We start from the raw sequence: 19,345 nt of genomic DNA on the forward strand, positions 1-19,345 counted from the left end.
CTATCGGGCGGGTTCCCCGATCGGGACGTGCCCGTAGCGCGACACCTCGTCCCGGTGCTTCAGCACCTCGGAGCGCATACCGATGCCGCAGACACCCACCATCCGGTCACCGACGAAGTAGCCGTAGACGCAGTCGCCGCCGGCCTTCCCCGCGAGCAGCTCGACGCGGTCGGCCAGGGCGGGCAGCCCGTAGGCGAGCAGGGACATGTCGTACTGGTCGCTCCAGAACGACGGCACCGGGGCGAACCGCTCCGCGATCGCCGCGTCGAGTCTCGGATCCTCGGCCAGCTGCAGAGCGAGGATGCGGCTCGCGCGCTTGGCGGTCTCGGTGGGGATGTTCCAGTGCTCGATGGATGCGGGCTCGTCGCCGTAGATCGCGTTCGGGAAGCGGGCCACGTCGCCGACCGCGAACACGTCCCGCCATGAGCTCCCATCGGCTCGCAGCACGCGCATCGCCGAGTCCGTGCGCAGGCCCTGCGCGGCGTTCACGTCGTTCCCGTCGAGCCACTCGGTGTTGTGCAGGGAGCCGATCGCCTCGACGAGGACCTGGCAGGCGACCTCCGACCCGTCGGCGAGCCGCACGCCCTCCACCGCCTCCTGCCCCAGCGCCTCGGCGACGTGGGTTCCCATGCGGAAACGGACGCCTCGCTCCACGTGGCGCCGCATCACATCCTCGGCGAGCGCTGAGCCGAGCGGTCCCAGCATCGGCAGCTCGGCGGAACCCACGACCGTGACCTCGCAGCCCAGCTGACGGGCGGTCGCCGCCACCTCGCAGCCGACGAAGCCCGAGCCGGCGATCACGACCTGCACCCCGGGGTGCAGCGCATTCCTGAGGGCGGCGGCGTCATCCAGCGTGCGCAGCGCGAACGCGCCGGCCAGCGTCGCCGTGCGGGGGGACAGCCGCTTGGGGCGGAGGCCGGTCGCCACGACGAGGGCGCGGTAGCGGACCTCCTCGCCGTCCGTCGTCCGGATCGACCGCTGCTCCAGGTCCGCCGACCGGATGCGGGTGCCGAGTCGCCACTCGACGTCGGAGGTCGCCGCCCGCTGCGGGAAGGCGACCGCGGCGTGCGTGACCTCTCCGCCGAGGACGTCCTTCGACAGGGGCGGCCGGTTGTAGGGAGCATGCGGCTCGTCACCGAAGACGGTGATCGGGCCGGCGTACCCGCATCGCCGGAGTGCTTCGGCGCTGCGCAGGCCTCCGAGGGACGCCCCGACGATGACGACGGGTGGGCTCACTCGGCCGCTACCGCCCGAGTGCCAGCGAGATCGCCTGCATCGGGCACACGTCGACCGCCGCCTCGACGTTGTCGAGCTCGGCATCTTCCACGTCGGGGGTGTACTCCATCTCGTCTCTGGAGTTCAGCCGGAAGACGTTCGGCGCCTCGACGACGCACTGCCCGAAGTTCTGGCACTGCGTCCGATCCACTTCCACCTTCAGCATGCGGGAACCTTCCTCGAGCCGACCATCACAGGACGATCGTCCCACGCGTCCTTGAGGGGCCGCCGCGTCGCGCTGGTCGTGCGGACCTCCGCCCCCTGGCGGACGGTCTCGAGGTGTCCGCAGGACCCGCGGCGCCGGTGTCGCTGTCGGCGGGTGCGCGTACCCTGCCCGGCATGGCCGAGCCGATCCGGGACTGGTGGGCGCGCCGCCAGTTCTCGCGCGGCGTCGACGTGCCCTACCCGGTCGGCACCTACCGGGAGGCGTGGGCGCCGTTCCCCGTCCTGATTCGGCAATACCACCCCGACCTCAACGCCGGGATCGTGCTCACCCAGATCCCGCCCGCCGCCGACGTGCTGCTGCAGTGGCAGTGCGACGCCGGGCACGTCTTCGTCGCGACGCCCGAGGAGCAGCGCAGCCGCCCCGGGCGGGAGCGGCGCCGCTCCTCGTGGTGCCCGGAGTGCGTCGCGGCCGCGAAGCCGAAGCCGGTGCTGCCCGTCGGCGCGTGGGCCGCCGCGGGCGTCCCCCTCCCCCGCACGCGCCCACCGAAGCCGACCGGTGGCGTCGAGCTCTGCACCCGGACCCCCGACCTGCCCGTCGGCGAACCCTTCACGAGCGTCTGCGCGCCGAAGCCGGCCTCCTCCGTCGAGGCGCAGCTGCGGGCCGAACTCGGCGAGCGGCTCGACTACACGACCGGCTTCAACGCGGTCCGGGTGCGCCGCCCCTTCTTCGACCACCTGGAGGTGTGGCCGGACATCCTGCTGCCCGAGCTGCGGATCGCGGTCGAGTACGACAGCACCGGCCGGCACGGACTCGAGCACGTCGGCCGTCGCGAGGAGGTCGACCGGCGCAAGGACCGCACGCTGCGGGCTGCCGGGTGGGAGGTGGTCCGGATCCGCACCGGGCGACTCGAGAAGCTCGGCCCGCACGACCTCCAGCTCGCCGGGCTCGGCAAGTCGGCGTACGCGGCGATCCTCGACGAGTTCCGGACCATCCGCGGGCCCTTCCTGGTCGACGCCTACCTCCGCTAGGCCCTCAGCCGCCCAGCGCGACCGCCTCGCTTCTCCATCGCGCGTACAGATCCCAAGGGTCCACACCGCCGGCGGTGACTCTCTCGAGATGCTCGCGGATGGCGGGCGACAGCCGGAACCACTCGGATGAGGTCGTGTAGCGGTCCCCCGCGAACTGGGCATGGCGCCGCTGCTCGAGGTGCCGGCCGCCCCGCTCGAACGCGAGCACCTCCTCGTGCCAGATGCGCGCCAGTCGCTGTCGCGGGTTCGAGGATGTGCCGATCTTCACCCGGTCCTCGTAGCGGAGGTAGTAGACGACGTCGACCCGAGGCGGCGGCAGCTCGTCGTCGAGCACCTCGCCCACCCGCCACTCGCAGACGGCGCAGAGCCAGCCGGACGGGTAGCGCACACCGAGGCGCGACCCGCACAGACGGCACGGCGACGGCAGCAGGTCGGTCATCCCGTCCTCCCGGTGCACCCAGTCGGCGGCGAGCACGAGGTGCAGCTCGCAGAGGTCGAGAGGAGCGTCCGGCGGCACGGCACCGCGGCACACGCCGGTCGCGGCGAGCGCGCAGGTCCGCTGTGCGGGGTCTCCGGGCATGGGCGGCGCTTCCTCGAGGTCGGGAGCAGGTCCGGCCACCTGCGCACTCGAAGGGTAGCCCGGGCCGCCGACCGCGCGCCGGGTGGGGCACTCGCGACGTGACCCGCCGCCAGGATGGGGAGGTGATCCTCGAACACGCCCTGCTGCCTGTCCGCCCCGGCGAGGAGGCGGAGTTCGAAGCGGCGTTCCGCCGCGCGCGCCCGATCATCGCGGCGTCGCCGGGTTTCCGCGCCCTCACGCTGTCCCGCTGCGTGGAGCGGCCGTCGACCTACCTGCTGCTCGTCGAATGGGAGCGGCTGGAGGACCACACCGAGGGCTTCCGCGGATCTCCGGCTTACGCCGAGTGGCGGGCGCTTCTGCACCGCTTCTACGAGCCCTTTCCGGTCGTCGAGCACTTCCAGCGCGTTCTCTGACCGGAGCGCCCGCAACCCGTTGACCCCCGCGACGGAGCGGGAGAGCCTGGATGGGTGCGTCGCCGGGCGCGGAGGAGGGAACATGTCGAAGCAGCGCGTTGCGGTCATCACCGGGGCGTCGAGCGGCATCGGCCGCGCGACCGCACTCCGGTTCGCCGACGACGGATGGTCGGTCGTCCTCGCGAGCCGCCGCGGCGACGCCCTCGAGGAGCTCGCCGACGAGTGCCGGGCGCGGGGCGGCAGCGCCCTCGCCGTGCCCACCGACGTCGCGGACGAGAACGCCGTCGAGTCGCTGGCCCTCGCCGCGGTCGAGCGCTTCAACCGGATCGACGTGTGGGTGAACAACGCCGCCGTCTCCGTCTTCTCGCCCTTCCTCGACATGCCGATGGACGACTTCCGCCGCGTGATCGACGTCAACGTGATGGGCTACGTCTACGGGTCCCGCGCCGCGCTCGAGGTGATGACGCGGCAGGAGAAGGGCGTCCTCATTAACGTGGCGTCGATCGTCGGCGAGGTGCCGCAGCCCTACACGGCGCCCTACGGCATGTCCAAGGCGGCGGTCCGCGCGCTCAGCGTGAGCCTGCGCCAGGAGCTCTGGCTGCAGGGGCTGAAGAAGGTGCGGGTCTGCACCGTCCTGCCCGCGACGATCGACACCCCCTTCTTCCGGCACTCCGCCAATTACACCGGCCGCAAGGTCGTCGCGATGCCGCCCGTGTACCCGGCCGACCAGGTCGCGGTGGCCATCCGCGACCTCGCGAAGGCTCCCGCCGACGAGGTGATCGTGGGCGGCGCCGGCAAGATGATGGTGCGCCAGCACCGGGTGACGCCGGGGCCGGTGGAGCTGCAGATGGCGGTGCAGGTGGAGAAGACCCACCTGTCGCGCGAGGAGCAGGCCGAGGACACCACGGCCGCCATCTACGAGCCGTTCGCCGACCCGTCCGACCCGGACATCGGCGGGGGCTGGGAGGGCAGGAAGCGCAAGAACCGGCGCCGGCTCCTCACCTGGACGGCGGCTCTCGCGGGCGGCGCCGTCCTCGCCTCGAAGACGCTGGGCGGCAAGTCGGGACTGCTGGCCGGAACCGCCGCCGCGAAGGCGCTGAAGCAGAAGGCCCGGAGCCGCTGAGGCTCGTCGCAACCGAACGGACTATTCGCAACGGCACACGGTTGCGGAATGTCCGCACGGTTGCGAGCGGCCGGCGCTGAGCTGCGGTTCAGCCGCCGGCGATGCTGCCGGCGTCGATCCGGCGAGCGCGGACGACCGCCGGCACGCCGACGAGCAGCGAGTGCGCCGGGGCGTCCTGCAGCACGACGGCGCCCGCGCCGACGAGGCAGTCGTCGCCGATCGTCACCGGCCCCAGGATGGTCGCGCCGGCGCCGAGGACGACCCGGTCCCCGATCGTCGGGTGCCGCTTCTCGTGCCGGAGGCTCGTGCCGCCGAGCGTGACGCCGTGGTACATCAGCACGTCGTCGCCGACCTCGGCCGTCTCCCCGATGACGACGCCCATGCCGTGGTCGATGAAGAGCCGCCGGCCGATCCGGGCGCCGGGATGGATCTCCACACCGGTGAGGAACCGGGCGAACTGCGACAGCATCCGCGCGGGCAGCCGGAACCCTGCCCGCCACAAGCGCGAGCTGACCCGGTGGAACCACACGGCGTGCAGGCCGGGGTAGGTGAGCGCCACCTCGACCCGGCTGCGCGCCGCCGGATCCCGGGTGAGCGCGCTCGAGACGTCCTCGCGAACGCCCAACTCAGTCCTGGAGGTCCGCGTAGAGCACCGTCGAGAGGTACCGCTCGCCGTAGCTCGCGACGATGACGACGATCGTCTTGCCCTCGTTCTCCGGCCGCTTCGCCAGCTCGACGGCGGCGTGCACGGTGGCGCCCGATGAGATGCCGGCGAGGATGCCCTCCTCCGCGCCGAGGCGGCGGGCCATCGCGACGGACTCGGTGATGTCGACGTCGAACACCTCGTCGTAGACGCTGCGGTCGAGGATCTCGGGCACGAAGTTCGCGCCGATGCCCTGGATCTTGTGCGGCCCGGGCTGGCCGCCGTTGAGGATGGGCGACTCCTTCGGCTCCACCGCGACCACCGTCATGCCGGGCTTCTGCTCCTTCAGGTAGCGGCCCGCGCCGGTGATGGTGCCGCCGGTGCCGATGCCGGACACGAAGACGTCGACGGCGCCTTCGGTGTCCTCCCAGACCTCGGGGCCGGTGGTGCGGTAGTGCACCGCGGGGTTCGCCTCGTTCTCGAACTGGCGAGCGCGGACGGATCCGGGGGTGTTCGAGTGGATCTCCGCCGCCTTCGCGACCGCGCCCTTCATGCCCTCGGAGCCGGGCGTGAGCACGACCTCGGCGCCGTATGCCTTGAGCAGCATGCGACGCTCGATGCTCATCGTCTCCGGCATGGTGAGCACCACCCGGTACCCCCGCGCCGCGCCGACCATGGCGAGCGCGATGCCGGTGTTGCCGCTGGTCGCCTCGATGATCGTGCCGCCCGGCTGCAGCTCGCCGGACGCCTCGGCGGCATCGACGATGGCGATGCCGATACGGTCCTTGACGCTCGAGGACGGGTTGTAGAACTCGAGCTTCGCGAGCACCGTCGCGCCGGCACCCTCGGTCACCCGGTTGAGGCGGACGAGCGGGGTGCGGCCGAAGGCCTCGGTGATGGACGAGGAGATGCGGGCCATTGGGGTCCTTTCAGGCGGTCCGGCTGTCGGCGGTGCGGGGTCGGGCCCGGCGGGGGATCATCAGGAGGGTCGTGAGGCTCACCACGATGAGCAGGACGGAGCCGATCAGCACGAGCGCCGCGACGCCGGCGGCCGGCAGCACGAACATCGCCACTCCCGCCGCGATGGACACGATGCCGCTCACGTAGCCGAACCAGCGGGGCCGGGTCGCGCTGCGCAGGCCGGCCACGAAGTCGACGACGCCGTCCATGATCCAGCCGAAGCCGATGACGAAGGCGAGGACGACGAGCGACTCGAAGGGATCGGCGATGCACATGATGCCGGCGATGACGACGAGGACCCCGAGCACGGCGCTCAGCCAGCGCAGTGGCGTCGAGAGCTCGTCGGCGATCACGGCCGACATGATGCGGAAGATGCCGGTGGCGACGAGGAAGCTGCCGAACAGGATGGCGACGGTGAAGAGCGTGGCGCCGGGGAAGACCAGGCCGATCACGCCGAGCAGCAGCCCGAGCACCGCGATCGCGATGATCTGGCCGCGGTGGACGCGGGAGAACCAGCCCAGAGTGAGGGAACTGGAAGGGGTCGTCGTCATCGGTGCCTTCTTCCCGGAGCGGTGTGCCCCCACAGTCTGGCAGGCGCGCCCCCGCCTCGCGTCACGCGGCGGAGCCGAACGGTCGCGGGCCTGCTCATCGTCCGGCGAAGCGGTCGGTCGCCTCGATCAGGGCGTCGAGGATGCCCGGCTCGTCGTAGGCGTGCCCCGCGTCCGGGATCATCCGGAAGTCGGCTTCGGGCCAGGCACGGTGCAGGTCCCATGCCGTGGTCGGCGGGGTGCAGATGTCATAGCGGCCCTGCACGATCACGCCGGGGATGTTCGCGAGGCGGGAGGCGTCGCGGATCAGCTGCCCGTCCTCCATCCAGCCGCCGTGCACGAAGTAGTGGTTCTCGATCCGCGCGAAGGCGAGCGCGTAGCGGGGGTCGGCGAAGTTCGTCACGATGTCCTCGCGTCGCCGCAGCGTGATGGTCGAGCCCTCCCAGGTGGACCACGCAACGGCCGCCGGCCCGTGCACGGCGGGGTCGGGGTCGCTCAGCAGCCGCGAGTAGGCGCCCATCAGGTCGCCGCGCTCCTCCTCCGGCACGGGCGCGAGGAAGCCCTCCCAGAGATCAGGGAACAGGGCCGAGGCTCCGCCCTCGTAGAACCACTCGAGCTCAGAGCGGCGCAGCGTGAAGATTCCGCGCAGGACGAGCTCGGTGACCCGCTCAGGATGCGTCTCCGCGTAGGCCAGGGCGAGGGTGCTCCCCCACGAGCCGCCGAACACGAGCCAGCGGTCGATGCCCAGCGCCTCCCGCAGCCGCTCGAGGTCCGCCACGAGGTGCCACGTGGTGTTGACCTCGAGGTCTGCGCCGTCGGCGACGTGCGGCACGCTCCGCCCGCAGCCGCGCTGGTCGAGCAGCACGATCCGGTAGCGCTCCGGGTCGAACAGCCGCCGATGGTCGGCGCTCGATCCGCCGCCGGGTCCGCCGTGCAGGAACACCGCCGGCTTGCCGTCCGGGTTGCCGACCGTCTCCCAGTAGACGCGCTGGCCGTCGCCGACGTCGAGCAGGCCGCTGTCGTACGGCTCGATCGGGGGATAGAGGGTCCTCATGTCAGGCGCGGGCGTCCACCTCGGCCGAGGCCGGCTGGTAGACCGCGGGCTCGAGGTAGATCACGCGGGCGACCGGCACCGCCTCGCGGATGCGCGACTCGACGGCGTCGATCCGCTGAGTGATCTCGGCCAGCGGGGTGCCGGCGGCCATCGAGACCTTGGCGGCGACGAGCAGCTCGTCGGGGCCCAGGTAGAGGGTCTTGGCGTGGATGATCCGGTCCACCTCGGGACCCGCGGTGATCGCCGCGGTGATCCTCGTCATGTCGGCGCTGGTCGCGCCCTCGCCGACGAGGAGGCTGCCCATCTCGAGACCGAGGACCACGGCGACCGCGATGAGCAGCACACCGATCATGATCGTGCCGATGCCGTCCCAGACGACGTCGCCGGTGATCCAGGCGAGGCTCACGCCGACGAGCGCGAACACGAGGCCGAGGAGGGCGGCGATGTCCTCGAGCAGCACGACCGGGAGCTCCGGGGCCTTCGCACGGCGCACGAACTGGACCCAGCTCTGGTCGCCGCGGACGTGGTTCGACTCCCGCACGGCGGTGCGGAGCGAGAACGACTCGAGGATGATCGCGATCACGAGCACCAGCACCGGCAGCCACGGGATCTCGAGGGGGTGCGGGTGGGTGAGCTTCTCGACGCCCTCGTACAGCGAGAACACGCCGCCGACCGAGAACAGGATGATCGCCACGATGAATGCGTAGACGTAGCGGCTGCGGCCGTAGCCGAAGGGGTGCTCCGCGGTCGGAGCCCGGCGGGCCCGCTTGCCGCCGACGAGCAGCAGCACCTGGTTCGCGGAGTCGGCGAGGGAGTGCACGCCCTCCGCGAGCATCGAGGCGGAACCCGAGAAGAAGGCGGCGATGAACTTCGTCACCGCGATCCCCAGGTTCGCGAAGAGGGCGGCGACGATGGCCTTGGTGCCTCCGGATGCGCTCATGGTCTCATTCTGTCCGAATCGCTCAGGGCACCGCGGGCGCGAAGGTGTCGCAGCCGCCGGGGCCGTTCTGGTAGCCGATGATGAACCACTTCTGGCGCTGCTCCGCAGAGCCGTGCGTCCAGGTGTGGGAGTTCGCGTCGGTGCCCTGGATGCGATCGTCCCCGACCGCGGCGGCGGCGCTCAGTGCGTCCCGGACCTGGGCATCGGTGACGGTCTCGAGCAGCGGGGTGCCCGACGGGTCGTCGGTCCCCGAGGCGGCGGCCGTCCAGGCGCCGGCGTAGCAGTCCGCCTGCAGCTCGACCCGCACGCCGGCCGAGGCGGGGCCGGTCTCGCCGTCACGCGAGCTCTCGAGGACCCCGGTGAGGTTCTGGATGTGGTGCCCCCACTCGTGGGCGACGACGTAGAGCTCGGCGAGCGATCCGCCGTTCGCGCCGAACCTGGTGCGGAGGTCCTCGTAGAAGCCGGTGTCGAGGTAGATGGAGGTGTCGGCCGGGCAGTAGAAGGGCCCGACCGCGGAGGTGGCGTTGCCGCAGCCGGTCTGCGTCGCCTGCGAGAAGAGGTAGAACTCGGGGGTGAAGTAGTCGTTCACGCCGACGGTGGGCGCCGCCTCGAGCCAGTAGTCGTCGAGTGAGGTCGCCGCGCCGACCATCCGGCAGTCGACGGAGGCGTTGGCGTCCTCGCCGGTCTGGCACTCCTCGAGCGCCTGTCCCTGGTCCTGGGTGGTGCCGCCGGGCACGCCGCCTCCGCCGACGAGGCCGGTGAGGTCGACGCCGAGGAGCTGGGAGATGAGGAACACGGCGATCAGGCCCACGCCGCCGCCGACGCCGACACCCGTCGCGGTCCGCCGCCGCTTCACCTTGCTCGGGTCGAGGCGCGCCCGGTCGTTGAACGTCATGGTCCGACGGTATCCGCGGGCGGCGCCGCCGCACCGACTCGGCCGGAGGGGTTGACGGATCCTCGGATCGCCGCCAGCGGTCGTCCGCGCGGCGGCTCGGGTCAGGCGACCGTGTCGTCGGGTCCGTCGGTCTCGGTCCGGGTCGAGGCGAGGGCGCGCACCGCATCGATGGTGTCCGCCTCCGCCGCGGTCTTGTCGTCCCGATAGCGGAGCACCCGCGCGAACCGGAGCGCCAGCCCGCCCGGGTACCGGCTGGAGCGCTGCAGCCCGTCGAAGGCGATCTCGACGACCTGCTCCGGCCGGAGCCGCACCGTCCAGCCGTCGTCCTCGACCGCGAGCTCGCTGAATCGCCGGGTCTGCCAGGCGAGCATCTCGTCGGTCATCCCCTTGAAGGTCTTGCCGAGCATGACGAAGCCACCCTCGGGGTCCCGCGCGCCGAGATGGATGTTGGAGAGGAGTCCGCTGCGACGGCCCGAGCCGCGCTCCACGGCGAGCACGACCAGGTCGAGTGCGTGCCGCGGCTTCACCTTCACCCATGCGGAGCCGCGGCGGCCCGCCTCGTAGCCGGCCGCCGCATCCTTCACAATGACGCCCTCCTGACCGGCGGCCACCCAGCGCGCGAAGGCGTCCTGGGCCACCCCGGCGTCGGCGGTCGACACCCGCTCGACGACGTTCCCCGGCGCGATCTCGTCGAGCACGGCGAGACGCTCCATCAGCGGGAGGTCGAGCAGATCGCGGCCGTCGACGTGCAGGACGTCGAAGAAGAAGGGGGTCAAGGTGACGGCCGAGGCGACCTCGGCGTCGCTCGTCGCGCTGCGCGCCGCCGTCTCCTGGAAGGGGCGCGGCCGCCCCGCCTCGTCGAGCGCGATCGCCTCGCCGTCGAGGACCGCGTCCTCGACTCGCATCCGCTGCACCACGGCGACGATCTCCGGCACGCGCTCCGTGATGTCGTCGAGGCTCCGGGTGTAGACGCGCACGAGGTCGCCCGCGCGGTGCACCTGGATGCGGATGCCGTCGAGCTTCGCGTCCACGATCACGCCGCGGCCGCCGAAGCCCTCCACCGCCGCGGCGACGTCGGGCGCGGATCCGGCCAGCATCGGGCGGACCGGACGGCCGACCGTGAGGCCGAACGCGCCCAAGGCCGCGAGGGCGGCCTCGGGGTCATCCGCAGCGAGCGCGGCCTCGGCGACCGGCTCGGTGCCGCCGGCGAGCATCGCGGCGCGACGGACGGCCTCGGCCGGCACACCGGCGGCCTCGGCGACGGCGTCGAGGAGGAGCGAGTCGAGGGCGCCCTGGCGCAGCTCGCCCGCGACCAGGCCGCGCAGGAGCGCCTGCTCCTCGGCGGTGGCCGCGGCGAAGAGCTCGGCGGCGAGCGCGATGCGGGCGGCGGCCGATCCGGGACCGGCGAGGGCGGCCATCCGCTCGAACGCGGCGTCTACGTCGAGCACGCCGAGGGAGGGCTCGGCCGCGGGCGAGGGCATGCCGTTGAGGGAGCGCCAGCCGAGGCCGGTGCGGCGCTGCCGGAGCTCGCCGGCCAGGTAGCGCGCGACGACCGGCACCTCCTCCGGCTCGGTGCGGCGCAGCAGGTCGGCGAGAAGCCGCCGCTTCTTGATCCGGGAACTCGTCGCGGCGAGCGCTGAGGAGGTGGCGGCGACCTCGGCGAGCATCATGGCCCCATCCTGCCGCGCCGTGGTGGCCTCCGAGTCCGCCACTTCGGTGGTGCGGAACCCAGCCACTCCGGTGGTTGAGGAGCCGCCGCAGGCGGCGTCTCGAAACCACGCAAGGTCGCCTGTGGACTCAGCCACCCTCTCGTTCTGCGTGGCTGGGTCCTGACGGACGTCGCGTGATTTCGTGACGGGGCCTGCGGCCCCTCCTCAATCACCGGAGGGTCGAGACGGGGCCTGCGGCCCCTCCTCAATCACCGAGGCCCACGCCTCCCGGCGGAGGCGGTAGAGGACGTGCGGGCGGAGGGGGTGGCCCTCCGGGAGCGACGGGTGCTCGAAGTCGTCGGACGGGTCGCGGCGCATCCCCAGCCGCTCCATCACCGAGCGCGAGCGGAGGTTGCCGACCGCGGTGAGGGCCACGATCTCGTCGAGGCCGACCTCTTCGAAGCCGACGCGGAGCGCGGCCCGCGCCGCCTCGCTGGCGTAGCCGCTCCCCCACGCCCATTGCGCGAGCCGCCAGCCCGCCTCCACCGCCGGGGTGAAGTGCGTCTCGTAGCGGATCGGGGTGATCCCGGTGAAGCCCGCGAATCCGGTGCGCGGACCGTCGACGACCTCCAGCGCCCAGAGTCCCCATCCCCGCTCCTCGATCTCGGTGCGGAGGCGGGTCGCGAGGGAGTCGCTTTCCTCCCGGCGGAGCGGCGCGGGGAAGTGCCGCATCACCTCGGGGTCGGCGTTGAGGGCGGCGAACGGCTCGAGATCCTCGTCCCGCCACTGCCGGAGGAGCAGCCGAGGCGTGCGGATGCGCTCGTGCATCAGGCGGCCGAGAGCACCTCGAGCAGCGCGTCGCCGTAGCGGTCGAGCTTCGCCTGACCGATGCCGGTGACCCCCGCGAGCGCACCGAGGTCCCCGGGGCGGACGGTGGCGAGCTCGCGGAGGGTCGCGTCGTTGAACACGACGTAGGCGGGAACGCCCTGCTCGCGCGCCTCCCCGGCACGCCACTCGCGGAGCTTCTCGAACAGCGGAAGCGCGTCCGCGGGCAGGTCGGCGGCCGGTCGACGCGAGGAGCCGCGGACCCGCTCGGCCCGCTCCGGATCCTTGCGCAGCAGCACCTGGCGGGCGCCCGAGAGCACCTCCGCGCTGCCGGCCGACAGGATGAGGGTGCCGTAGCCGTCCTCGGTGACGCCGATCAGGTTCTGAGCGAGCATCTGGCGCAGCACCCCGCGCCACTGCTGCTCGCTGAGGTCGGTGCCGATGCCCCACGTGCTGAGGTTCTCGTGCCCGTGCTGGCGGGTCCGCGGCGTCTCCTTGCCGCGCAGGATGTCGATGATCTGCCCGCCGCCGAACCGCTGGTTGCGCTCCCGCTGCAGCCGGACCACGGTCGAGAGGAACTTCTGCGCGGGCACGGTGCCGTCCCAGGTCTCCGGCTTCTCGAGGCACGTGTCGCAGTTGCCGCAGCTCTGGGCGCCCTCCTGACCGAAGTAGGCGAGCAGGCGGCCGCGGCGGCAGTCGACGGTCTCGCAGAGGGCGAGCATCGCGTCGAGGTTGGCGGACAGCCGGCGCCGGTGGGCGGCGTCGCCCTCGGACGTGTCGATCATCCGCCGCTGCTGGACGACGTCCTGCAGGCCATAGGCGAGCCAGGCGGTGGAGGGCAGGCCGTCGCGGCCCGCGCGTCCGGTCTCCTGGTAGTAGCCCTCGACCGACTTCGGCAGGTCGATGTGGGCCACGAAGCGCACGTCGGGCTTGTCGATGCCCATGCCGAACGCGATCGTCGCCACCATCACGATGCCGTCCTCGCGGAGGAACCGCTGCTGGTGCCGCTCGCGGACGCGGGCGTCGAGGCCCGCGTGGTACGGGAGGGCGGGGATGCCGTTGGCGACGAGGAACTCGGCGGTCTGCTCGACGCTCGCGCGGGAGAGCGCGTAGACGATGCCGGCATCGCCCGCGTGCTCGGCGCGGAGGAAGGAGAGCAGCTGCTTGCGCGGCTCGTTCTTCGCCACGATGCGGTACTGGATGTTGGGCCGGTCGAAGCTGGAGACGAAGGAGCGGGCGTCCTCGAGGCGGAGGCGCCCGACGAGCTCGCGGTGGGTGGCGCGGGTCGCAGTGGCCGTGAGCGCGATGCGGGGCACTCCCGGCCACCGCTCGCCGAGGTCGCCGAGGGTCAGGTAGTCGGGACGGAAGTCGTGGCCCCACTGGCTGACACAGTGCGCCTCGTCGATGGCCAGCACTGAGAGTCCGACGCGCGCCTCGACGTTGTCGAGTAGCCGGCGCGTGCTCTCGAGGGAGAGCCGCTCCGGCGCGACGTAAAGGAGGTCGACCTCGCCCTCGAGCAGCGCGGCCTCGACGCGGGACCGCTCGGCGGAGTCCTGCGTGGAGTTGAGGAACTCGGCCCGGGCACCGACGGCGCGCAGCGCATCCACCTGGTCCTGCATGAGCGCGATGAGCGGGGAGACGACCACTCCGACGCCCCGGCGCGCGAGGGCGGGGATCTGGTAGCAGAGCGACTTGCCGCCGCCGGTCGGCATCAGCACGACGGCGTCGCCGCCGGCCGTGACGTGCTCGATGATGTCGCCCTGGTCGCCCCGGAAGGAGTCGTAGCCGAACACCGAGCGGAGGATGTCGAGGGGGTCTCTCGCGAGGACGGCGTCGGGCATGCCGACGATGCTAACCCGCGCCTCCGACGCCGCCGGGGGCGACCGGCGCGTCGCCGTCGACCCTGTCGCTCCTTCCGCGGCTGGGGAGGACCGCGGCCGCTGCCGCCTCCCGGATGACAGGATGAGGAGGATGTCGGGCCTCCTCGCCGCGCTGTTCGGCCTGTCGGGCGCGATCGTCTACGGCGCCGCCGACTTCTTCGGCGGACTCGCCTCGCGCCGCCTCGGCGCGCTCCGCTCGGCGGGCCTCGCCGCGGTGTCCGGACTGGTGGTCCTCCTGCTCGCGGTGCCGCTGTTCGGCGCCGCCTGGTCACCGGAGGCGCTCCTCTACGGCGCGCTGTCCGGCGTCGCGGGCGCGCTCGGCCTCTCCCTCCTCTACGGGTGCCTCGCGATCGGGCCGATGAGCGTGCTCTCTCCCATCACCGCTCTGGTGTCGGCCGTCGTTCCGCTCACGTGGGGGCTGCTTCGCGGCGAGCGCGTCGGCCCGCTCGGCACGGTGGGGCTCGTCCTCGCGCTTCTCGCGGTGGTGCTGGTCGCGTTCGTGCCCGAGCGCACGGCGGTGCGGGCGACGCCGCGGGGCATCCTGATGGCCCTCGGCGCCGGCACCATGATCGGCCTCTTCCTCGTGCTCATCGACGCGGCGCCGGACGAGTCGGGCCTCGCGCCGCTGCTCGCGAACCGGCTCGTCAACGCCACCATCATGTTCACCGCCGTCGCGGTGGTGGCGCTGGCCGGGCGGGCACCGCGGATCGTGGATGCGCGCCGGGGCCTCTGGCTCGCCCTCGCCTGCGGTGCGCTCGACGGCACGGCGAACGCGCTGCTGCTCGCCGGCGTGCGGACCGGCGACCTCACGATCATGTCGGTGCTCACGGCCCTCTATCCGGCGGGCACCATCGCACTCGCGGCCCTCGTGCTGCGCGAGCGGATCACTCTCGTGCAGGGGTCCGGGCTCGCGCTCGCCGGAGTGGCCGCCGTGCTGCTCGCGGTGGGGTGAGCGCGCGCGCCTCCTGGTAGGTCCGCCTACTGGTAGGTGATGAGATCCGGGGTCGGGGCGACGCCGCTCATCGTCTGCTCGGGGCTCAGCATCGGGGCGTCCTCGTCGTAGAAGTTCTTCCAGCCCCACCACGGGATGGTGGTGTCGCGGCGCAGGGTGTTCCAGGTGTCCTGCTTCGCGCCCTGGCCGCCCTGGCCGTCGGCGTGCACGAGGACCGTCACCTGCGGGCGGCTCGTGTCCACCCGATCGCGGTCGGTGATCATGCTGAGCCGGAACTGGTGCAGCACGAGGAGCTTCGGCGGGAGGCTCTTCTCGTCCGCGAGCTGCGCGAGCCAGTCGACGACCGAGTTGATCTCGTCGGCGCCGACGCTGCCGATCTGGACGAGGTGCTTCTGGTCGGGGCCGATCCGCCACTCCGGGTCGAGGGCGAGGCCGACCCACGGGTAGGAGAGCAGGGCCTCGTAGCGCTTGGCCTGGGTGAGGAAGTCGGTGCGGCCCGGCTGCAGGTCGAGCACCACGTAGAGGCCCTGCCGCCCCGCCTCCTCCACCCACGGGCGCAGCGACTCGAGGTCGATCTCGCTCGAGTAGTCGCCGTCGGTGGTCGGCGAGCCGGAGGCGATGCTCGTGATGATCTCGAAGGCCGGCACGACCTCGCGGTCCGTGAGCGCGCGGTACGGGTCGGCGTGCTGCCGGGCGCGTTCGATGCTCGCGGGCAGGTCCTGCTCGCCGAGGATGCCGAGCACGGGAGCGCCCGGCGTGCCGTAGATGGCGACCACGAAGTGGTTGGGGAACAGCACCTGGCCCCCGCCCGGCAGCTGCCAGCCGGTGCGGGCGCTGCGGATACGCCAGTCGAGGGCGGCGTCCTCCGCGAATCCGGCCCCGACCGCGAGGACCGCGTTCGTCTCCTGCGCGCTGAGGGCGGCGATGGCGTCGGGCGATCGCTGAGGGTTCAGGTCGTCGGGCGGCAGGAGAACGGTGCGGGTGCCGGCCGCGCGCGCCGTCGCGGCGGCGGCGAGGCCGGTGCCGTCGCCGGCGAGCAGGGCGACGGCGGAGGGGACGGGTTCGCCCCTCGGGATCTTCGGCAGGGCGGCCGCGTCGGGGGCGGGAGAGGGCGTCGACGTCGCCTCGGCCTCGATGAGGCACGGCGCCGCAGGGTCGAGGGCGAGGATGTCGGCGACCGCGGATCCGCCGGAGCACGCCGGCAGGTCGACGCCGAGCGCGTCGGACGCGTCCGCCGCGGTGCGGGGAAGGGCGACCGTGTCGACGCCGTCCAGCTCGGCGTCGGTGCCATCGGCGACCACGGCGTACCGGGCGCCGAGGCGCTCCAATTCGGCCTGCAGGGGCTTCGGCTCCTCGCCCGCCACCAGGTGGGGGACGCCGAGGGCGACGGCCGCCGACGCGGCGGTGGCGTCGTCGGGGGCGCCGACCACGGCCGCCGGGGCGGACGCGAACAGGGCCTCGCTGAGGGCGATGCTCGCCGCGCCGGGGTCCGAGTCGGCCACCACGGTGAGCGGGTCGGCGGGAGCGCGGGGCTCGACCGCCGGGAGCGCCTCCGGCGACGGCGTCGCGGCCGGCGCGGCGTCGATGCATCCGGTCAGGGCCACGATCAGGCCGAGACCGACGAGGGAGAGCAGTCGCCTCGGTGCGGACACCCTCCCACCGTAGATCTCACCTGCGACAGGAGGGAGGCATGAGGCGGGCATGTCCCCCTTTCGGGGGCCGCGTGCAGGCGCCGGTCGGCGGGCGGTCGGCGGTGGCTCTCGACGTCGGGCAGACCTCGTGTTCAGCAGGAGCCGAAGCGGCTCAGCAGGCACCCCGAGGTCGCTTCTGCCTGCTGAAGGACCTCGCCGCCTGCTGAACAGGTGGTGTTGCCCGCTGGAGGTCGTCACCGCCTGCTGAACCAGGTGGGGTCGCCTGCTGGAGGTCGTCGCCGCCTGCTGAACAGGTGGGGTTGCCCGCCGAGCGCCTCCCCTGTCCGGACTGAGGGCCGGAGGGTCCACCGCTCAGCAGGACTTTCGGCCGCCGGCAGGACATCCGGGGTGCGGATGTCCTGCCGAGCGCAGGAAGTCCTGCCGAACGCAGGACGTCCTGCCGACGGGCGAGGGGGTCAGGCGGAGGGGGTCAGGCGGTGGCGAGCTCCGCGGGGAGGTCACCGCCGGAGGGGATGACCGTGACCTCGGGCTCGATCTCGGCGCGCTGGAGGAGCTCCTCGAGGCGACGGCGGCGCGAGCGGGCGATGAGGGTGACGACAGTGCCCTGTCGACCGGCCCGACCGGTGCGGCCGGAGCGGTGCAGGTACGTCTTGTACTCCTCCGGGGCGTCCGCCTGCACGACGAGGCCGATGTCGTCGACGTGGATGCCGCGGGCCGCGACATCGGTCGCGACGAGGACGTTGACCCGGCCGCTCGTGAGACGCTCCAGGTTGCGGGTGCGCTTCGCCTGGTTGAGGTCGCCGTGCAGGCTGGTGGCCGGAACGCCGGCGTCGCTCAGCTCCTCCGCCAGCTGCTCCGCGAACGCGCGGGTGCGGGCGAACACGAGCGTCTTGCCCGGTCCGGACGCCAGCTCGGTGACGAACCGGATCTTGTCCTGCTGATCGATCAGCAGCACGCGGTGCTCGATGGTCGAGGACGCCTGGTCCTCGCCCGCCACCTCGTGCACGGCCGGGTCGGCGAGGAACTCGTCGACGAGCGCCTTCACCGCTGCGTCGAGCGTCGCGGAGAAGAGGAGGCGCTGACCGCCCGGACGGGTCTCGCGGAGGATGCGCTGCACCGGCTCCAGGAAGCCGAGGTCGGTCATGTGGTCGGCCTCGTCGAGGACGACCATCTCGACGTCGCCGAGGTCCAGGTGTCCCTGCTCGACGAGGTCCTCGACGCGGCCGGGCGTGCCGATCACGATGTCGACGCCGCGGCGGAGCGCGCCCACCTGGCGGGCCTGCGGCACGCCGCCGTAGATCTGCGTGGTGAACAGGCCGACGCTGCGGGCGATCGGCTGCACGGTGTCGTCGATCTGCAGGGCGAGCTCGCGGGTCGGGGCGAGGATCAGGGCCTTCGGCGCCCGGCCGGCGGCGCGCTTCGATCCGGCGCCCGCCTGCAGGATGCGCTCCACGAGGGGAGCACCGAAGGCGATCGTCTTGCCCGAGCCGGTGCGGCCGCGGCCGAGCACGTTGCGGCCGGCGAGGACGTCGGGGATGGTCGCGGCCTGGATCGGGAACGGCGACGTCGCGCCCAGCTCGCCCAGGGCGCGGACGATGTTGGCGCCGAGGCCGAGCTCGGCGAAGCCGACGCCCTCCGCCTCATCCGCGGTGTGCGCGACGGCGTCGAGGCGCTCGTGCACGACGTCGTCGACCTCGTTCATGTGGCGGTCGGGTCGGCCGAACGGGGCCCGGTCGTCGCGGCGGGGGCCACGGTTGCGCTCCTGGAACTCGACGTAGCGGCGCTCGCGATCGCCCGTCTCGCGCGGCTCGCGGTGGGGACGCACGTGCGACTCCTCGCGCGGTCCGCCGAAGCGGCGGCGCTCTCCCCGCTCCTCGAAGCGGCCCGCGGGACGCTCACCGCGGTCCTCGAATCGACGGGCGGGGCGCTCGTCGAACCGGCGGTCGCCGCGGTCGTCGTTCCGGCGCGCGGGACGCTCGTCGAAGCGGCCGGTGCCCCGGTCATCGCTGCGACGGGCGGGACGCTCGTCGAACCGGCGGTCACCGCGGTCGTCGAAGCGGCCGGTGCCCCGGTCATCATTGCGACGGGCGGAACGCTCGTCGAACCGGCGCTCGCCACGATCCTCGGATCGGCGGGCGGGACGCTCGTCGAAGCGACGCTCGCCGCGGTCCTCGAATCGGCGCTGCGGACGCTCGTCGTAGCGGCTGGTGCCGCGGTCGTCGCCCCGGCGGGCGGGACGCTCGTCGTAGCGGCGGTCACCGCCGCGGTCGTCCCGGCGGTCGGAGCGGCCATCGGCGGGGCGGCCGAAGCGCTGGCCGGCGACGCGACCGCGGGTGGGGCGGTGCTCCGGCGGCGTCCAGTCGGGACGGCGGTCGCCGCGGTCGGCCTCGCGGTCGCCCGGCCGGCCCTGCTGGGCCTCCGCGCGGCGGGAGGTGCTCCAGCGGTTCTTCGCGGGGGCCTCGTCCGGGCGGTAGCCGCGATGCTTGGGGCTGACACTGCCGGGCTTGCGGGCCGGCGTGCGACCGGAGGGCGTCGAGCGGGAAGGGTTCTTGGGCATGACGGGACGTATCCGTTCCAGGGAGGCCGCGCTGATGGCGGCGAAGAGGACCCCGGGCAGTCACTGGCCGGGCCGATCGAAAGAGGGATGCCAGCGGATCCACTGGCGGACCGGCCCCGAGTGACACACACCTGCACACCGAACGCATCCGGCGCCCTCGTCACGAGCCGACCGGGCAACGATACGCGAGGAAGATGCTGGGCGC

General features: G+C 72.9%; 18 protein-coding genes. 4 read left to right on the forward strand and 14 right to left on the reverse strand.

Translation table 11 applies throughout. The features are described from left to right. Together J3P36_RS10270 and J3P36_RS10275 are read right to left on the reverse strand one after the other, a co-directional pair. Entirely contained in the window at window positions 1-1,236 is a 1,236-nt protein-coding gene (locus tag J3P36_RS10270) for an FAD-dependent oxidoreductase (RefSeq protein ID WP_307807038.1), read from the reverse strand. Between the two features lie 7 nt (window positions 1,237-1,243). Then, complete coding sequence (locus J3P36_RS10275) at window positions 1,244-1,441, reverse strand: ferredoxin (RefSeq protein ID WP_210507718.1); 198 nt, start codon at window positions 1,439-1,441, stop codon at window positions 1,244-1,246. A gap of 173 nt (window positions 1,442-1,614) precedes the next feature. On the opposite strand from J3P36_RS10275, the gene J3P36_RS10280 reads away from it, so the two are divergent. Further along, the gene (locus J3P36_RS10280) at window positions 1,615-2,469 is read left to right on the forward strand and encodes a zinc-ribbon domain-containing protein (RefSeq protein ID WP_210507720.1); all 855 of its coding nucleotides are present in this window, start codon (window positions 1,615-1,617) and stop codon (window positions 2,467-2,469) included. Window positions 2,470-2,473: 4 nt separating this feature from the next. Here the strand turns inward: J3P36_RS10280 and J3P36_RS10285 are convergent, their stop codons facing one another. Continuing rightward, the gene (locus J3P36_RS10285; RefSeq protein WP_210507722.1) at window positions 2,474-3,049 is read right to left on the reverse strand and encodes a GIY-YIG nuclease family protein; all 576 of its coding nucleotides are present in this window, start codon (window positions 3,047-3,049) and stop codon (window positions 2,474-2,476) included. 122 nt (window positions 3,050-3,171) lie between these two features. On the opposite strand from J3P36_RS10285, the gene J3P36_RS10290 reads away from it, so the two are divergent. Together J3P36_RS10290 and J3P36_RS10295 are read left to right on the forward strand one after the other, a co-directional pair. Beyond that, a complete protein-coding gene (locus tag J3P36_RS10290) occupies window positions 3,172-3,462 on the forward strand; it encodes an antibiotic biosynthesis monooxygenase (RefSeq protein ID WP_210507724.1) in 291 nt (96 codons plus the stop codon). Window positions 3,463-3,544: 82 nt separating this feature from the next. Beyond that, window positions 3,545-4,585, forward strand: coding sequence for an SDR family oxidoreductase (locus J3P36_RS10295; RefSeq protein ID WP_210507726.1), 1,041 nt, complete (start codon window positions 3,545-3,547; stop codon window positions 4,583-4,585). 88 nt (window positions 4,586-4,673) lie between these two features. Here the strand turns inward: J3P36_RS10295 and epsC are convergent, their stop codons facing one another. From epsC to recQ, 9 genes are all read right to left on the reverse strand, one after another. Continuing rightward, the gene (gene epsC, locus J3P36_RS10300; RefSeq protein ID WP_210507728.1) at window positions 4,674-5,210 is read right to left on the reverse strand and encodes a serine O-acetyltransferase EpsC; all 537 of its coding nucleotides are present in this window, start codon (window positions 5,208-5,210) and stop codon (window positions 4,674-4,676) included. A 1-nt stretch (window position 5,211) separates the two neighbouring features. Beyond that, entirely contained in the window at window positions 5,212-6,147 is a 936-nt protein-coding gene (gene cysK / locus J3P36_RS10305) for a cysteine synthase A (RefSeq protein WP_210507730.1), read from the reverse strand. A 10-nt stretch (window positions 6,148-6,157) separates the two neighbouring features. Continuing rightward, complete coding sequence (locus tag J3P36_RS10310) at window positions 6,158-6,739, reverse strand: HdeD family acid-resistance protein (RefSeq protein ID WP_210507732.1); 582 nt, start codon at window positions 6,737-6,739, stop codon at window positions 6,158-6,160. 94 nt (window positions 6,740-6,833) lie between these two features. Next, entirely contained in the window at window positions 6,834-7,790 is a 957-nt protein-coding gene (gene pip, locus J3P36_RS10315; protein ID WP_210507734.1) for a prolyl aminopeptidase, read from the reverse strand. 1 nt (window position 7,791) lies between these two features. Continuing rightward, the gene (locus J3P36_RS10320; protein ID WP_210507736.1) at window positions 7,792-8,730 is read right to left on the reverse strand and encodes a cation diffusion facilitator family transporter; all 939 of its coding nucleotides are present in this window, start codon (window positions 8,728-8,730) and stop codon (window positions 7,792-7,794) included. 22 nt (window positions 8,731-8,752) lie between these two features. Further along, the gene (locus J3P36_RS10325; RefSeq protein ID WP_210507738.1) at window positions 8,753-9,625 is read right to left on the reverse strand and encodes a neutral zinc metallopeptidase; all 873 of its coding nucleotides are present in this window, start codon (window positions 9,623-9,625) and stop codon (window positions 8,753-8,755) included. A gap of 101 nt (window positions 9,626-9,726) precedes the next feature. Beyond that, a complete protein-coding gene (locus J3P36_RS10330; protein ID WP_210507740.1) occupies window positions 9,727-11,295 on the reverse strand; it encodes an ATP-dependent DNA ligase in 1,569 nt (522 codons plus the stop codon). A 204-nt stretch (window positions 11,296-11,499) separates the two neighbouring features. Next, window positions 11,500-12,102, reverse strand: coding sequence for a GNAT family N-acetyltransferase (locus tag J3P36_RS10335; protein ID WP_210507742.1), 603 nt, complete (start codon window positions 12,100-12,102; stop codon window positions 11,500-11,502). Beyond that, complete coding sequence (recQ, locus tag J3P36_RS10340) at window positions 12,102-13,940, reverse strand: DNA helicase RecQ (RefSeq protein ID WP_210507749.1); 1,839 nt, start codon at window positions 13,938-13,940, stop codon at window positions 12,102-12,104. The genes J3P36_RS10335 and recQ overlap by 1 nt, the downstream gene beginning before the upstream one ends. 130 nt (window positions 13,941-14,070) lie before the next feature. Here recQ and J3P36_RS10345 point away from each other — a divergent pair, with 130 nt between their 5' ends. Next, entirely contained in the window at window positions 14,071-14,931 is an 861-nt protein-coding gene (locus J3P36_RS10345; protein ID WP_210507750.1) for a DMT family transporter, read from the forward strand. Between the two features lie 26 nt (window positions 14,932-14,957). Here the strand turns inward: J3P36_RS10345 and J3P36_RS10350 are convergent, their stop codons facing one another. Both J3P36_RS10350 and J3P36_RS10355 read right to left on the reverse strand, forming a co-directional pair. Next, a complete protein-coding gene (locus J3P36_RS10350) occupies window positions 14,958-16,583 on the reverse strand; it encodes a hypothetical protein (RefSeq protein ID WP_210507751.1) in 1,626 nt (541 codons plus the stop codon). Between the two features lie 469 nt (window positions 16,584-17,052). After that, a complete protein-coding gene (locus J3P36_RS10355) occupies window positions 17,053-19,140 on the reverse strand; it encodes a DEAD/DEAH box helicase (RefSeq protein ID WP_210507752.1) in 2,088 nt (695 codons plus the stop codon). Window positions 19,141-19,345 lie beyond the last annotated feature (205 nt).

Origin of the sequence: Naasia sp. SYSU D00057 (assembly GCF_017916505.1) — a bacterium.
Lineage (GTDB): Bacteria > Actinomycetota > Actinomycetes > Actinomycetales > Microbacteriaceae > Naasia.